Source organism: Shewanella marinintestina, from assembly GCF_023283845.1.
GTDB classification, from domain to species: Bacteria; Pseudomonadota; Gammaproteobacteria; order Enterobacterales; family Shewanellaceae; genus Shewanella; species Shewanella marinintestina.
In genome coordinates this window covers 360,918-375,609 of sequence record NZ_JAKILC010000001.1, presented here as the reverse complement: position 1 = coordinate 375,609, position 14,692 = coordinate 360,918, and the positions used below count along the sequence as shown (strand labels likewise).

General features: G+C 43.6%; 11 protein-coding genes. 8 read left to right on the top strand and 3 right to left on the bottom strand.

The features are described from left to right. The first annotated feature begins 199 nt into the window (after positions 1 to 199). The 8 genes from L2747_RS01675 (at position 200) to L2747_RS01640 (ending at position 7,877) form a co-directional block, all read left to right on the top strand. The gene (locus tag L2747_RS01675) at positions 200 to 787 is read left to right on the top strand and encodes a NapC/NirT family cytochrome c (RefSeq protein ID WP_248997376.1); all 588 of its coding nucleotides are present in this window, start codon (positions 200 to 202) and stop codon (positions 785 to 787) included. 454 nt (positions 788 to 1,241) lie between these two features. Beyond that, positions 1,242 to 1,400 carry a periplasmic nitrate reductase, NapE protein gene (locus tag L2747_RS01670; RefSeq protein WP_012155661.1) on the top strand — a complete coding sequence of 53 codons (159 nt, stop codon included), beginning with the start codon at positions 1,242 to 1,244 and terminating at the stop codon, positions 1,398 to 1,400. Positions 1,401 to 1,440: 40 nt separating this feature from the next. Further along, on the top strand, positions 1,441 to 1,698 hold the full coding sequence (locus L2747_RS01665; RefSeq protein WP_248470539.1) for a chaperone NapD: 258 nt from the start codon (positions 1,441 to 1,443) through the stop codon (positions 1,696 to 1,698). Positions 1,699 to 1,700: 2 nt separating this feature from the next. Then, a complete protein-coding gene (napA, locus tag L2747_RS01660; RefSeq protein ID WP_248997500.1) occupies positions 1,701 to 4,190 on the top strand; it encodes a nitrate reductase catalytic subunit NapA in 2,490 nt (829 codons plus the stop codon). A gap of 10 nt (positions 4,191 to 4,200) precedes the next feature. Further along, positions 4,201 to 4,689 (top strand): nitrate reductase cytochrome c-type subunit, encoded by a 489-nt coding sequence (locus L2747_RS01655; protein WP_248997375.1) that lies wholly within the window; start codon positions 4,201 to 4,203, stop codon positions 4,687 to 4,689. Between the two features lie 8 nt (positions 4,690 to 4,697). Next, the gene (locus tag L2747_RS01650; RefSeq protein WP_248997374.1) at positions 4,698 to 5,297 is read left to right on the top strand and encodes a cytochrome c3 family protein; all 600 of its coding nucleotides are present in this window, start codon (positions 4,698 to 4,700) and stop codon (positions 5,295 to 5,297) included. A gap of 182 nt (positions 5,298 to 5,479) precedes the next feature. Continuing rightward, on the top strand, positions 5,480 to 7,138 hold the full coding sequence (locus L2747_RS01645) for an ABC transporter substrate-binding protein (protein ID WP_248997499.1): 1,659 nt from the start codon (positions 5,480 to 5,482) through the stop codon (positions 7,136 to 7,138). After that, complete coding sequence (locus L2747_RS01640; RefSeq protein WP_428848499.1) at positions 7,110 to 7,877, top strand: substrate-binding periplasmic protein; 768 nt, start codon at positions 7,110 to 7,112, stop codon at positions 7,875 to 7,877. The genes L2747_RS01645 and L2747_RS01640 overlap by 29 nt, the downstream gene beginning before the upstream one ends. A gap of 2 nt (positions 7,878 to 7,879) precedes the next feature. Here L2747_RS01640 and L2747_RS01635 read toward each other — a convergent pair whose 3' ends face one another. The 3 genes from L2747_RS01635 to recB all read right to left on the bottom strand — a co-directional run bounded on the left by L2747_RS01635 (position 7,880) and on the right by recB (position 14,682). After that, the gene (locus L2747_RS01635) at positions 7,880 to 8,881 is read right to left on the bottom strand and encodes a D-alanine--D-alanine ligase (RefSeq protein ID WP_248997372.1); all 1,002 of its coding nucleotides are present in this window, start codon (positions 8,879 to 8,881) and stop codon (positions 7,880 to 7,882) included. A gap of 168 nt (positions 8,882 to 9,049) precedes the next feature. After that, the gene (gene recD, locus L2747_RS01630; RefSeq protein ID WP_248997371.1) at positions 9,050 to 11,035 is read right to left on the bottom strand and encodes an exodeoxyribonuclease V subunit alpha; all 1,986 of its coding nucleotides are present in this window, start codon (positions 11,033 to 11,035) and stop codon (positions 9,050 to 9,052) included. Next, positions 11,032 to 14,682: an exodeoxyribonuclease V subunit beta gene (recB, locus tag L2747_RS01625; RefSeq protein WP_428848504.1), complete on the bottom strand. Its 3,651-nt coding sequence runs from the start codon at positions 14,680 to 14,682 to the stop codon at positions 11,032 to 11,034. The genes recD and recB overlap by 4 nt, the downstream gene beginning before the upstream one ends. Between the last annotated feature and the right edge of the window lie 10 nt (positions 14,683 to 14,692).

Genomic DNA, 14,692 nt, shown 5'->3' with positions numbered 1-14,692 from the left:
TGATCTAATCCTTATTGTTCGAGGTAGTAATTAACAGGTTTAGATTAAATGTTGAGCAGGTAGGCTAGCTTGAACATATACTGATTAAGTGATCTAAGGGTTTGGAACGTTTAAAGGTTTTTGATTTTAAGCAGTATTTTTAACATTATGTAATCCGCCTTTGCTGCAAAACAATGTTTGACGACAAAAAGGAATTACTATGGCGAAGCTAAAAGTCTTTCTCAATAAAATATGGCAAGTGCTTAAAAAACCAAGCGTTCATTATAGCTTAGGCTTTTTAGTGATAGGGGGCTTTGTCGCTGGGGTTATCTTTTGGGGGGCGTTTAATACGGCGTTAGAGCTTTCGAGTACCGAAGAGTTTTGCAGCAGTTGTCATCAAAATGTTTATCAAGAGATGGAGCCAACCATCCATTACTCTAATCGTAGTGGCGTTCGTGCCACTTGCCATGACTGCCATGTTCCGCATAAGTGGACCGATAAAATAGCCCGAAAAATGCAAGCGTCAAAAGAGGTTTGGGCCTATCTAGTAGGTACCATTGATACGCCTGAGAAGTTTGAAGCCCATCGTAAAGAGATGGCGCAGCGAGAATGGACACGATTAAAAGCCAACAACTCACTCGAATGCCGTAACTGTCACGAATTCGATTATATGGATTTCACTCGTCAATCAGATCGCGCAGCCAAAATGCATTCCACGTTTTTAGAAAGCGGTGAAAAAACCTGTATCGATTGCCATAAGGGTATTGCACATCAACTTCCAGATATGCAAGGCGTTGAGGGCTGGTGAGCAAAAATCGAAAGCTATTATCGTCTTCTTGCTCATTCGCCTAACTTAATAATCACTTCGTAGGTTAATAATTGAGCAGCCTTAAAATAAGCTTAATACCTCTTAGTGAATATTTTGTTAAAAAACACCCGCTAATGATTGATATTTAACCATGCATCACCCATTGTTTAGTGTGTTGTGAATAGCTTAATTAATGGTATTTACTAACTTTTAATCGTTCAATTCGTTTGGAAAGGTGTTTAAGTACACTAATTGGTTCTAAACGATGATCTGGATCAACATGGGTATGGTTTTACCGAATTGTGGGTATACAGATGATTGTTAAGTTATTGATATCATTTTTTAGCAGGAAGTAGACAGTTAACACTAGGCTGCAATACGCAGTTAATTAGGTCTCTTTACCATCAACTCACAATAAGAATCATGTTAGACAGCCCCACTTGTTGGAGGATTTATGAGTTCCACACCAAATGATGAGAAAAAACTAGAGTTTAGAATATTCATTTTCCTAACCGTGTTTCTCGCGCCACTTTTATCCGTTTTGCTTGTATCAGGCTTGGGTTTTGCAATTTGGTTTAGCCAAATTCTAACCGGGCCGCCAGGTGCAGGTTAAACCTATAAAAACAAAAATATAAATAAACAGAGTGATACAGATGAGCAATGAACTTCACGTAACAAGCTTGGTACTCCAAGTGCAGCCAGAACAGATGTCCGAGGTAAGGCAAGCCATTATCAAAATGGAAAATGCCGATCTCTCGGTTAACAACGAAGTGAAATTGGTCGTGGTGCTAGAAGGCGCAAGCCAGAAATCACTAATGACAGATATTGAAACGATAAACGCCATCCCCGGTGTGTTGTCGGCTGCAATGGTTTATCACCAAAGTGAAGTGCTTGAAGAGGGTGAACAATGAAAATGAACAGACGCGAATTTATGAAAGCTAACGCCGCATTAACCGCAGCGAGCGTAGCTGGTTTAGCTCTACCCGCAACCGCGAGTAATCTAATCACGAGTTCTGAAGAAACAAAACTAGAATGGAATAAAGCGCCGTGCCGTTTTTGTGGTACGGGGTGCTCGGTGATTGTTGCCACGCGAGATGGCAAAGTGGTAGCGACTCACGGTGATGCTGAAAGTGAGGTTAACCGTGGATTAAATTGTATTAAAGGTTATTTCCTGTCGAAAATCATGTACGCCAAGGACAGATTACAAACGCCCTTGCTGCGTATGACCAATGGCAAATATGACAAAAATGGTGAGTTTACGCCGATCTCTTGGGACACGGCTTTTGACACCATGGCGGATAAATGGAAAAAAACCATTAAAGAAAAAGGCCCGACTGCAGTAGGTATGTTTGGCTCTGGTCAGTGGACGGTTTGGGAAGGTTACGCCGCTTCTAAACTGATGAAAGCGGGCTTTGGCTCAAACAATATTGACCCTAATGCACGTCACTGTATGGCATCTGCTGTGGGGGGCTTTATGCGTACCTTTGGTATCGATGAGCCTATGGGGTGTTATGATGATATGGAAGCTGCCGACGCTTTTGTACTTTGGGGCTCTAATATGGCAGAGATGCACCCGATTTTATGGAGCCGGGTTACCGACCGCCGCTTAAGCGCACCACATGTCAAAGTATCAGTGTTATCAACCTTTGAGCATAGATCATTTGATTTAGCTGATTTAGGGATTGTGTTTACCCCACAAACCGATTTGGCCATGCTGAACTTCATTGCCAACTACATTATTCAAAATGATAAAGTAAACTGGGATTTTGTTAACAAGCACGTTAACTTCCGTAAAGGTGAAACCGATATTGGTTATGGCCTGCGTCCATCACATCCACTGCAAAAAGCTGCTAAAAATGTCAAAACCGCAGGTGATTCTACGCCAATCGATTTTGAAGCTTTTAAAGAGTTTGTAGCAGATTACGATGTTAAGTCGGTCAGTGAACTCTCTGGGGTACCAGAGCATAAACTCATTGAGTTAGCTGAGCTTTATGCCGACCCTGATAGAAAAGTCACGTCATTCTGGACCATGGGTTTTAATCAGCACACTCGTGGCGTTTGGTGTAATAATCTGATTTATAACATCCATCTGCTAACAGGTAAGATCTCTACGCCTGGTAACAGTCCATTCTCACTTACTGGGCAACCATCAGCATGTGGTACCGCGCGTGAAGTGGGCACTTTCTCGCATCGCTTACCGGCTGATTTAGTGGTGAATAATCCGAAGCACAGAGCAATTGCTGAGAAAATCTGGCGCATTCCAAGTGGCATTATTCCGCCAAAACCTGGTTATCATGCCGTTGAGCAAAACCGTCGTTTGAAAGATGGCGACTTGAACATGTACTGGGTGCAAGTCAATAACAATATGCAAGCCGCCCCGAATATGAATGAAGAAGGTTTACCGGGTTACCGTAATCCTGAAAACTTTATCGTTGTATCAGACGCTTATCCAACAGTAACAACCCAAGCAGCAGACATGATTTTACCGTCAGCGATGTGGGTTGAGAAAGAGGGCGCATATGGTAATGCAGAGCGCCGTACCCAGTTTTGGCATCAAATGGTCAAAGCACCAGGCGAGTCTCGCTCAGATCTGTGGCAGTTAATGGAGTTCTCTAAGCGTTTTACAACCGATGAGGTTTGGCCTGCTGATGTACTAGCGGCAAATCCTGAATTTAAAGGTAAGACATTATTTGAAGTACTCTACCAAAATGGCAATGTTGAAAAGTTCCCATTGTCTGACACCGATAGCAAGTACATGAATGATGAAGCTAAAGATTTTGGTTTCTATGTGCAAAAAGGCTTGTTTGAAGAATATGCCACATTTGGTCGTGGCCATGGTCATGACTTAGCACCATTTGATACCTACCATGAAGTGCATGGTCTGCGCTGGCCTGTGGTCAATGGTAAAGAAACCAAATGGCGCTTTAGAGAAGGCAGCGATCCGTATGTGAAGGCGGGTAAAGGTTTCGAATTTTACGGAAAACCTGACGGTAAAGCGGTTATTTTTGCTCTGCCTTATGAGCATGCTGCTGAATCGCCTGATGAAGAGTTTGATATTTGGTTATCGACAGGACGCGTACTAGAGCATTGGCATTCAGGCTCAATGACGCAGCGTGTACCAGAGCTTTATAAAGCGTTTCCTGATGCGGTGTGTTTTATGCACCCAGATGATGCTAAAAAACGTGGCCTGCGCCGTGGTGATGAAGTACGTGTTATTTCCCGTCGAGGTGAAATTAAAACCCGTGTTGAAACCAGAGGTCGTAATAAGCCACCAGTCGGTCTTGTTTTTGTGCCTTGGTTTGACGCCAGTCAGTTGATTAACAAAGTGACCCTAGATGCGACGGATCCTTTGTCAAAACAAACTGACTTTAAAAAGTGCGCCGTTAAAATCGTTAAGGCATAGGAGCAATATCATGAAAACATTACTACGTGTATCCGCTGCTGCCTTGATGACCATCTCGCTAAGTAGCGCATTTAGTGTATCGGCAGAGGGGATCCCCGCCGATAAAATCGCAACGCTGCGTGAAGCGCCGCTTAATATTGAGCCGACTCCGCCTGTCATGCAAAAGGTGATCAACTCCGATGTAAAAGAGGGGCGTAATTACCCAATGCAGCCACCGGTTATTCCGCACAAGATTGATGGCTATCAGCTTAACCTTAACGTTAATAAGTGTATGTCTTGCCATGCTCGTACTCGAACGGGTGACTCGCAAGCGCCGATGGTGAGTGTGACTCACTATATGGACCGTGAGAATAACTTTTTGGCAACGCTGTCACCAAGACGCTATTTCTGTACCCAGTGCCATGTACCGCAGTTAGACGCTAAATTATTAGTGCCTAATGAGTTTGTCGATATGGATACACTAATAAAAGCTGACGTTAAGAAAGAAGCTAAGCACTAGGAGCGGTTATGATTGCGAAATTACTCGCTACCCTTAAGAAAGTCTGGGCAGTACTCAGAAAGCCAAGTGTGCACTATAGCTTAGGTTTTCTAACACTCGGTGGCTTTATTGCTGGGGTAATTTTTTGGGGTGGCTTTAATACGGCGTTATCAGTATCCAATACCGAAGCGTTTTGTATTAGCTGTCATGAGATGGAAAATAACGTGTATCAAGAGCTTCAATCTACCATCCACTTTACTAACCGAAGTGGTGTGAGAGCGACGTGTCCTGATTGTCACGTACCACACAATTGGACCGATAAAATAGCCCGTAAGATGCAAGCTTCAAAAGAAGTTTGGGGCAAGCTGTTTGGTACCATTAATACTCGAGAAAAGTTTGAAGCAAAACGCTTAGAACTTGCCGAGCATGAGTGGGCGCGTTTAAAGGCTAACGATTCATTGGAGTGTCGAAACTGTCATAACTTTGATTACATGGACTTTACGCGTCAGTCTCAACGAGCTTCAAATATGCACTCAACGTCATTGGCTAGTGGTGAAAAGACCTGTATAGATTGCCATAAAGGAATTGCACATCAACTTCCCGATATGAAAGGAGTAGAAGGCTGGTAAGCCTTAATTTTGAGTCAAATTAGAAGCCAGTGCAAAATTGCACTGGCTTTTTTGTTTTTATCGTATACGTTATCCTAGCGTGTCCAGTAGCCGCTATAGCCTATTTAGCGGGGAAATCACTATCAGGGAGAAGGTGGGTGGCTAAACAGTGTAAGTTGCGTATGAGCATAATCTGTTTGTTAATGTTTGTAGGCTCAAGCCGTACAGCCATAGGCGAGGGTAACGCAATAGACTGGATAACGAATGAATTCCAACCATCGACCTTGACCAAAGCTCAGCAACAGCAAGAGCTGCAATGGTTTATTGATGCGGCAAAACCCTATCAACATCTGACCATTAGGGTGACATCTGAGCGTATTGCTACCCACATTTATGAATCTGAAGTTTTAGCTAAAGCTTTTAGCGAAATCACTGGGATTAAAGTTATCCATGAAGTTACTGGCGAAGATGATGTATTGCATAAAATGTCGATTCAAAATCGTACCAAACAAAATTTATATGACGCATACATTAGTGATAGTGATTTAATTGGTACTCACTTTAGACAAAACTATGTTGTGCCCATAAGTGATTTCATTGCTGGAGCCGGTAAAAAGGTTACCTTACCAACCCTCGATTTAGATGATTTTATTGGTTTAAAATTTACAACTAGCCCAGATGGGAAACTGTATCAATTACCGGATCAGCAGTTTGTTAATTTGTACTGGTATCGTCAAGATTGGTTTCAACGTCCTGAATTAAAGCAATTATTTAAAAACCTATATGGCTATGAACTTGGGGTGCCCCAGAATTGGCAAGCTTATGAAGATATCGCAGAGTTTTTTAGTGAAAAAGTTCAAGTAATTGATGGTGAGCGGATCTACGGCCATATGGATTATGCTAAAACCCATCCGTCATTAGGCTGGCGTCTTTCAGATGCGTGGTTATCAATGGCGGGAGTTGGCGATACTGGGTTACCCAACGGCTCGCCAGTGGATGAGTGGGGGATCCGTGTTGAAGACTGTCGACCTGTCGGTGTCAGTACTGCAAGAGGCGGCGCATTAAACAGTCCAGCTGCAGTATATGCGGTAGAGAAATATGTCGATTGGCTTAAATATGCGCCTAAGAGCGCTAAAGATCTTTATTTTTCACAGTCTCTTGCATGGGCTGCCAAAGGTGTTATTGCCCAACAGATCTTTTGGTATAGCGCTGATATTGAAAATTTTACTAAGCCTGGTTCAGTGATTGTTAATCATGACGGCACACCTAAATGGCGAGTTGCACCGTCGCCAGTGGGGAAATACTGGCAACAGGGCATGAAGTCGGGTTATCAAGATACAGGGGCTTGGACATTTTTGGCTTCAACACCGCTTGAACGGCGACAGGCTGCGTGGCTATATGCCCAATTTGTAGTGTCTAAAACAGTCAGTTTGAAGAAATTACTTAAAAGTTATACTCCAGTTAGATTGTCAGATCTGAGATCTGCGGAAGTTACAGCCAAAGCCCCTTATTTGGGAGGATTGATTGAGTTTTATCGAAGTAAAGGAAGAGATATATGGACGCCAACAGGTAATAATGTGCCTGATTACCCTGGTATGTCAGTTTACTGGTGGCGCTACCTTTCGATGGTTGTTGAAGGAAAAAATAGTGCCCAACAAGCCTTAGATGAAATGGCTGAAGAGGTGGATGCTCATTTAGCTAAAATCGAGGTGTCATCAACTGGATCGTGTAGCCCAAAGTTAAATCCGCGTATTGATAAAGAGTTATGGCTACAGAAAACTGGCGCTCCTAAGCCGCTCATGAATTTGCCTGTTCGAGGCCGTACCTTGTCTTATGAGGAGGCTATCCGTGTGTGGCAATAATTGGCTAAAAGTTTGTTTTGCACTGCTAGCTTTTATAGGTTTTGCTAATGCAGATGATAGCAAGGTTGAGACAATAACTCTGCAAGTCTTAACCTATGATTCTCCGCCCTTTGCCTATGTGGAACAAGGGCTGCAGAAGGGAATGCTTGTAGAATTAGTCGCAGAATTGTTTAGTCGGGCCAAAGTCGATTATCAATTAAGTTTTGTGCCGTTAAAGCGGGCACTTCTGACTGTCCGTAAGAGTGAACACTATTGTGTTACTCCTATTGAGCGTAGCCAAGAGCGCGAAGCTGATTATCAATGGATTAGCCCGATGTTGATCTCTCGCTATGGTTTATATAGCGCAGAGGGGCAAAGGGTATCGTTAACCAGTCTTAGCGATGCAAAATCATTAGCCATAGGTTCTTATTTAGGAAGCGGGATTGCCGAGTACTTAATAGAGCTTGGCTATAATGTTGAACTGGCCTCAAATGGGCAGCAAAATATAAGAAAGCTGCAATATAACCGAATAGACTTAATGGCGTCAGAGATCATGAGCGCTAGGGAGAATATGGATTTATATCAAGTTGAGTTAGGAAAACCAGAGCTTGTATTTTATACCTCTATTAGAGCCATGGCGTGTAATATTGATCTTGAGCCTAGATTAAAAAGCCACCTAGATAGTACCCTAATAGGGATGTACCAAGATGGCTTTATCGCAGCGTTATATTTGCGTTACGGCGTCAGTGTTGAACAATAGGTTTATTTAAGCTGTTCTAAAATATTGCTCGATAAGTACTGGGCAAAGTTATGACCGTGGTTTTGCAGCATTTTAGGGAACATTGAAATATGCGTTTGCCCAGGGAAAGTATTAATTTCATTAAGCAAAATTTCATTTTCGTCAGTTAAAAAGAAGTCGATTCTTGATAAATGGCGTAGTTTCATGCCTTTAAATGCCTTAATGGCATACTCTTGGATCTGCTGGCCAATTAAGTCATCGACATCGGCTTCAATGACTGTCTGTGCTTGGCTATTTTCAGCATACTTTTCATCAAAGCTATAGAAAGTATTGCTAGCACAAACAATCTCACCCGGTTTAGTGGCAACAATTTCGCCGTTAACTTCATAGGTCGCAACTTCAAGTTCACGGGCGTTAATGGTTTTTTCTACCACAACGTAAGGTGAGTACTTAAAGGCTTCTTCAAGTGAAGTCGCTAATTGCTCAAGTGTATCAACGCGATAACAGCCGACTGATGAGCCCTGTGATGCCGCTTTAATAAAGATTGAGCCCCATTTATCTAACGCTTGTTCAGTTTGCTTAATGGCATAATTGTTAAATTCATTTAAGAAAATATATGGCGTATTGGGGATCCCAAGGGCGCTAAACCACATTTTAGCGGTAACTTTATTGAAGCAGTTACTGCTGGCCTCAGAGTCACAGCCAAAGTACGGCAGATTGATAAGCTCAAAGTAAGATTGAATATCACCGGTTTCACCCGGGTAGCCGTGCATACAGGGGATCACGTAATCTACATCCCAAGCGGTTTTGCTTTGGTCTGCAAAGCGAATTTGTCTGCTATTGGTTAGCTCACACAGTTCGCCTGTTTGAGTGTGATATTGGCCTTGGGCATTAAGCTCAACGCGTAGCACATTGAAATGGGATAACGTGGCTAATTGGGCTTCAAAAAAATTGGCTGATAAGAGTGAGATGCTGTGTTCATCACCACCACCACCGCACAATAGTAATATATTCTTTTGGGTCATTTTCTCTCCAGCAGTTGCCCATAATAAAAGTCAGCTGAATCACTATGGCGTAATCGCCTTTTAATGCAAGTAATCCATGTTGCTTATGGCTTAAATGCTGCTTTTATATTCGAGTCGATTAAGCATTTTACGCTTAGTTTACATTAAAGTCTGAAATCAAATCTTTCACTATGCATCACGCCAGAGTCGCTGGGCTAAGCCAGATGCCCGTTGGGTCAAACAGGTACTGGCGTGTTCAAAAACTTTTTGGCTACCCAGACAAGTAAAGTGATGCTTAGCTCGGGTAATCGCAGTATAGATTAACTCTTTGGAGAGTAATTGCTGCTGAGCCACACTGGGTCTTATTGGCAGTACAAGCGATACATGGCTGAACTCACTACCTTGGCTTTTATGTACTGTCATGGCGTAACAAGTCTCATGGCTGGGCAGTCTTGCTGGCAGCACTTTTAGCAAGCTGCCGTCAGCTTGGATAAAGTGCGCCATTAATCGTCCGCTTTGGCTTTGAGGATCTGGGAGGATAAGCCCAATATCACCATTGAATAAGCCGAGGTTATAGTCGTTACTTTGAATAATAATTGGCCGACCGGCGTAAAACTCTTGCTCGGGTTTAATTAAGCCACTAGCGGCTAGGGCTGAGGTAACGCTTTGGTTTATCCCGTCAACACCATATTCACCAGCTCGCATGGCACATAGAATTCGGTATTGGTTAAAGCTATTGATAACGGCTTCAGCATCAAGGCTTCCTTGTGAGACAGCTTGATTAACCGCAGTTAGATAAATGCCATACAGCTCAACAGATTGAGCTAACAGGCTTTCAAGCCCTGCATTGCTTGTAGCGTGACTTTGTTGGTTGAGCAGGCTGTGTTCTATCCAGCGCAGTTCTTGATAGCCATGTTGCCAAACTTCGGCGACACGCTGTAAATTCGACTGATTGACAGCCAAAGCTAATTGGCCAATACCTGCATCGCCTTGAAAACGATGACTGTGCATTAGCATACATAAGCTGTCACCAATTTTCGGGTTAGGGTGGGTAAATTCGGCGAGGGTGCTATTAGTTAATTGACTGAGTTTTTCAGCCTGAGTCTGCGAATAGCGCATCTGCCAGCGGCTTTGAGCTGTTGTTTTTGATATCTGTTTTAAACCTGCACAGATGTCGGCAAGCACAGCACCTGCTTCTACAGAAGCTAACTGATCTTGATCGCCAAGTAATATCAAGCTGGCATGCTCAGGTAGCGCCGATAATACCTTGTGCATCATCGGCAAATCGACCATAGAGGCTTCATCAATGACTAATAAATCTAGACGTAAAGGGTTATCTTTATGGTGTCTAAACTGATGTGAGTTAGGAATAACGCCCAACAAGCGATGCAGGGTGGCGGCATCTTCTGGCACTTTGGCGATGTTTTCGTCTAAATCCGCAATATTGGCTTGTGCCAGTTCACTGGCTAGGCGTTGCTTGGAGGCTTTTATTGACTCACTTAATCTTGCCGCGGCTTTACCTGTTGGCGCAACTAATCGTATGGTGAGATCTTTGCGTGAACAGAGTAAATACAGCAGTTTTGTTACCGTTGTGGTTTTACCTGTGCCCGGACCGCCGGTGATCACCGCGAGCTTTTTCGTCATTGCAGTAGCCGTGGCTATTTTTTGCCAATCGTATTGCTGCTCGGAAGGCGGGAAAAGCTTGCCTAATAGTTCACTTGCCGAGCCAATATCGGTTAACTGAGAGGCTGCATGTTGCTCTGCAAAAGACAAACGTTTAAGCGAGTCTGCGACTTCAGTTTCATATTGATAATAGCGCTGTAGGTATAGATTACCTTTATCAAGAATTAGCGGTGTGAGTGCGCCATCTTCTGGCGTAGTTATGGCATCAAAGTTCAGCAATGCTTGCTCTAGCGATAAAGGGTCGAGCTCTATTTGGCATTGGCTCGATTGCTCTTTAAATGGATTCGTAAAATCAATCTGTTTAAGTGGCAAACAAGTGTGTTGACTCGACAAGTACTGGCTTACTAGTGCGCATATCAGCGTAAATAAAGGCGATGATTCTCCATGTAGTTTGCTCATTTCGAGGGCAAAGTGTCTATCTAGGGAGGTCATTAACCGAGCTTGTTGCCACTCTTTTAGTAACTCGTTTATTGATTTAGTTGCGGCGATCATTTTGCCTCCACTGATGCTGTATTGCTAAATAAAGCATCGAGCTTCTCAATAAGTAATTTGGGTGGTTTGTCGTAGTAGATTCCTGATTGTGGGCTAGATTGCGACATGCCACGTAAAAATAGATAAAAACTGCCACCTATGTGCTGATCATAATCATAGTTAGCCATACGCAAAGAAAGATAGCGATGCAGTGCAAGGGTATAGATAATGTATTGCAGATCATAGCGGTGAGAGCGGATCGCCTGCTGCATATTATTAAAATGATATAAATTCAGATCGTCGCCTAAATGATTAGACTTATAATCGGCGATAAAAAATTGATTATTGTGCTCAAATGTCAAATCCACAAAGCCCTTTAACATCCCTTTTAACTCATCAAAAGCCAGTCCTGCGCTGTAGCCAAATTCACTTAGCAATTGATTCAGTTTTTCAGCATTGAGTGCGTCAATTGGTAGGTAAAACTCCATTTCAACCAATTTTTGTTGATTGCTAAGTTGCGCTAAAGTTAGCGACCCATCCGTTGCCAAAGGTGCATGCAGCAGATCCATGTACCAATCTTTAAGCACTTCAGTCCAGCTTTCATCTATGCCGTATTTAAGCATAGCAACAGGAAGCTGTTCATTGAGATCGCTGTCGGCATTAGTAAAATCAATAAGCTCTAATACAAGATGCATAAAACTACCGGCGTTAGCGCCGCGCTCAAACGTAAAGCGTGAGGGTGTGTTATCGACTTCATCGGTGATGACATCTACTTCAGGAAACACTTCATCGTCAGCACCGGGCAGTACTTTTTCATGAGCAACATGTTTGACTAAGCCGGAATAGCTGCCGACACGCCAAGGTGTAATATGCGCACGTTTGAGCGTTTTAGGTGCGTAACTAATAGGCGCAGTATCACTGCTTTCAAGCAGTACGACTTCCACGTCTGCTGGGTGTGTTGTTCCTGCCGCTGGCAACTCTTCTAGGCGCATAGCGATAGGGCAAGTTTGCTGCAAGCGTTTAGCTTGAGTGAGTAACCTGTCATAATCACAGGCCTTGTCTTCAATCCCTAACAGGTAACCAATAGCGGTTTCGTGCAGTTGGCTAGTCATGCCAGACTTTTTGGTAAACCGGCTATGATTGGCGATATACAAATAGCACTTCAGCACTGGGCGGGTGAGAGCGACATATAACAAACGTAGATCTTCAGCCAAGGTTTCACGTTTTTGTCGCTCCCAGCCTTCATCAGTTTGTTCAATATCCCAAATCAACTGATTGTTGTCGTGATACAGCATTGGCGACGGTTTTTTACGATTATCTCGGCTTAGGCTCACAAAAGGCACAAAACAGATTGGATACTCTAAACCTTTACTTTTGTGAATGGTGACAATTTGTACTAGGTTTTGTTCGCTCTCAAGGCGTAGCTGCGCATCTTCACTAGGCTGGTTTTCGATAAGTGCTTGTTCAAACCAGTTGATCAGCGCGCTCATACCATCAAGTTCAGTGGCTTTTTGCTGCAGTAATTCGCCTAAATGCCTGAAGTCGGTTAAGCGTCGCTCGCCATCACTATCGCTAAGCAAACGTTCAATAATTTGGGTTTGGCTAGCAAGGGTAAGCAGTGCAGGCATAATGCCGCGTCTTACCCAAACTTGATTTAGCTCGGCAAATTGCTCAAGTAAGGCTTGGCGTTTATCTTCATCTTGGTTGAACTGATGAATCGCTTCGGCGCTATAGCCAAGTAGGGAGGTTGCAAGGGCGCTGCGCAGGGCGCGCTCATCTTTAGCGTCGCTAATTGCATAAAGCACTAAAGCCAGTTCACGTGCTTCTAAGGTATTAAACACGCTATCACGACTTAAAAATACCGCACCGACTTGGCGCTGATTTAAAGCTGACTTGATGACATTGGCTTCATGGCGGTCTCTTACCAGCACCGCAATGTCTTTGGCCTTTAAAGGCGAGCTGCCAATTAAACATTGGTTTTGCTGCGCATCGCTGAGCAATGAGGTGATCTCATCGGCCACATCGTTTGCTAATAGCTGGCGAGCAGTGGTTTTATTGAGACCTTTCTCTGCTTCTTCACTCAAAACCCTTATACGTAACGCGCTGTCGTCAGCTTTTTGTTCGGTTAACACTTTGCTGTTTGCAAAGCTTGAGGCTTTTACCGATTCAAAAGGGATCGACTCGCTGATAAAGGGATCATCTTTTTGACTAAAAATACCATTAACGGCGTCAACCATCTGTTTATTGGAGCGATAGTTAGTATCGAGATTATAGTGTTTAGCGGTTTGCTCGCGGGCGTGAATATAGGTATGAATATCGGCGCCGCGAAATGCATAAATAGCCTGCTTAGGATCGCCAATCATTAATAAACTGAGTTTATCTTTTGCCTTTCCTGCTTCTGTATCAACATCAGCACCGGCTTGATAAATAGTGTTAAAAATCTCAAACTGCAGTGGGTCGGTGTCTTGGAACTCATCAATTAATGCAACCGGAAAACGCTGACTAATACTGCTTGCTAGCCCGTGCTCTTGGGATGCTTTTAATGCCCCTGCAAGAGTGAGTAACAGATCATCTGGCGTGAGCAAGTTGCGCTCGAGCTTTTGCGCGGCAAAGCGCTTGGAGATCCCGTCTCTGGCACAATGTAAAAAGCTGGGAATTAAGCTTGCGATGAGCTCAGCAAGGCGCTCCATATGTGCAAGTTCAGGTGCTTCTTGCGCCGTTGGGATTTGGCCACCCTTGTTTAACTTTAAATTATTAAGCGATAACGCGTCGAGCACTTTAGCGGGCGGCAAGCCTTGACCAAAGGTTGCCCAGTTATCAAGGGCGTCAAGCATGACTGCAAGCTTTGGATAACCATCAGCTTGTTTACCAAAACGCGCACCATTAAGTGGCAGGGAATGCAGTAACGCTTCAGTTTGCTCACGCGTATTAGGCCAACTTAATTTAAGACGATTTAGGCTTTCATTAAGGTTGACTTCAAGTTTGTCAAAAGCCTCTGGTGCAGGTTTGGCAATAGCGCTACTGGCACCGAGTATGGGTCTAAGCTGACGTGATAGTGCATCTGGATCGCTAAATTTTGCCTGTATAACATCGGCTAAGCTGCCGCTAAGTGGATAGCATTTCTCGCGCCAGAAATCGCGCACCGCATGATGTAAAAATTCACTGTCATCTAAGGTAAATTCTGACTCAAACAATAGCGATGATTCAAAGGCCATATCAGCCAAAATACGCTGACAAAAACCATGAATGGTATAAATTGCCGCTTCATCTAATGACTTTAGCGCTAAATCTAAGCGCTTTCTTGCCAGTGGTAAATTGTCTTCTGCGGTTGCTTCATATAGCGCATTGATTAAATCATCGTTTACTTGTAAGCCAATAAAACGGCGATACGCGAGCTGGATTTTTTTACGGATTCGATCTCTTAGCTCACCTGTAGCAGCGTTGGTAAAAGTTACTACCAAAATTTGCTCACAGGTAAGTGGTGACTCAATACCGTGACCTAGCAATAAACGCACGTACAAACCGGCAATGGTAAAGGTTTTACCTGTACCCGCACTGGCTTCAATTAATCGACTGCCGCCAAAAGGTAAGGTGAGGGTGTCGAGAGGCTCTGTAATGATAGTTGCTGCTGTGCTTGTGCTATCGGCCATATTGATATCAGTCGTCATAGATTGTTGT

Bases quoted from the DNA above. Each gene is read 5' to 3' on its own strand.
- L2747_RS01665 (WP_248470539.1), top strand. From the start codon at position 1,441: ATGAGCAATGAACTTCACGTAACAAGCTTGGTACTCCAAGTGCAGCCA.
- L2747_RS01675 (WP_248997376.1), top strand. From the start codon at position 200: ATGGCGAAGCTAAAAGTCTTTCTCAATAAAATATGGCAAGTGCTTAAA.
- recD (WP_248997371.1), bottom strand. From the start codon at position 11,035: ATGATCGCCGCAACTAAATCAATAAACGAGTTACTAAAAGAGTGGCAA.
- napA (WP_248997500.1), top strand. From the start codon at position 1,701: ATGAACAGACGCGAATTTATGAAAGCTAACGCCGCATTAACCGCAGCG.
- recB (WP_428848504.1), bottom strand. From the start codon at position 14,682: ATGACGACTGATATCAATATGGCCGATAGCACAAGCACAGCAGCAACT.
- L2747_RS01640 (WP_428848499.1), top strand. From the start codon at position 7,110: ATGAGGAGGCTATCCGTGTGTGGCAATAATTGGCTAAAAGTTTGTTTT.
- L2747_RS01635 (WP_248997372.1), bottom strand. From the start codon at position 8,881: ATGACCCAAAAGAATATATTACTATTGTGCGGTGGTGGTGGTGATGAA.
- L2747_RS01655 (WP_248997375.1), top strand. From the start codon at position 4,201: ATGAAAACATTACTACGTGTATCCGCTGCTGCCTTGATGACCATCTCG.
- L2747_RS01670 (WP_012155661.1), top strand. From the start codon at position 1,242: ATGAGTTCCACACCAAATGATGAGAAAAAACTAGAGTTTAGAATATTC.
- L2747_RS01645 (WP_248997499.1), top strand. From the start codon at position 5,480: ATGTTTGTAGGCTCAAGCCGTACAGCCATAGGCGAGGGTAACGCAATA.
- L2747_RS01650 (WP_248997374.1), top strand. From the start codon at position 4,698: ATGATTGCGAAATTACTCGCTACCCTTAAGAAAGTCTGGGCAGTACTC.